Origin of the sequence: Paracerasibacillus soli (assembly GCF_042432965.1) — a bacterium.
GTDB classification, from domain to species: domain Bacteria; phylum Bacillota; class Bacilli; order Bacillales; family Amphibacillaceae; genus Paracerasibacillus; species Paracerasibacillus soli.
This window is the reverse complement of sequence record NZ_JBHLWL010000058.1, coordinates 1-712: the sequence shown is the minus strand read 5'-3', so window position 1 is coordinate 712 and position 712 is coordinate 1. Positions and strand designations below refer to the sequence as shown.

At 38.6% G+C, this 712-nt stretch carries 2 protein-coding genes; both read left to right on the top strand.

From position 1 onward, the window contains the following. Positions 1 to 275 (top strand): DNA methyltransferase (locus ACFFIS_RS18200; RefSeq protein ID WP_390188119.1); only part of this gene is annotated, 275 nt, incomplete at its 5' end. After that, positions 268 to 712, top strand: a 445-nt coding sequence (locus ACFFIS_RS18195; RefSeq protein ID WP_390188118.1) for a DNA cytosine methyltransferase, incomplete at its 3' end; no start/stop codon positions are given. The genes ACFFIS_RS18200 and ACFFIS_RS18195, both read left to right, overlap by 8 nt.

Below are 712 nucleotides of genomic sequence, written 5' to 3'. Positions count from 1 at the left end.
CAACGATGAAACCAATTGCCTTAATTGCTTATCCAATCATGAATTCAAGTTTAACAAACAGTATTGTACTTGACCCGTTTGGTGGATCTGGTTCAACTTTAATCGCATCTGAACAAACCGACCGAATATGTTACATGATTGAATTAGACGAAAAGTTCTGTGATGTGATTGCGAAGAGATACATTGAACAAGTTGGAACAGATGAAGATGTGTATGTTATTCGAAAAAATAAAAAGATTGCTTATAGCGAACTTGAGGTGAGTGAAAGTGCGTAAACTTACTTTAGGTTCGCTTTTTGATGGATCAGGTGGGTTTCCGCTTGCAGGTATCATTTGCGGTATTGAGCCAAAGTGGGCATCTGAAGTTGAACCATTTCCTATTCGGGTTACATCAAAACGAATTCCTCAGATGAAACATTTGGGAGATATTAGTTCAATTAATGGTGCAGAGATTGAACCAGTTGATATTATCACTTTTGGTTCACCGTGTACTGACCTTTCAATTGCAGGAAAACGTGCAGGACTAGACGGAAGTCAGTCCTCTTTATTTTATGAAGCGATGCGAATTATAAAGGAAATGAGGTGTAAAACAAATGGTGAATATCCAAGATACGCAGTGTGGGAAAATGTCTGTGGAGCCTTCTCCTCAAATAAAGGAGAAGACTTCAAAAGTGTCATCGAGGAATTCTGTAAGGTCAAGACCGAGAAAGTTG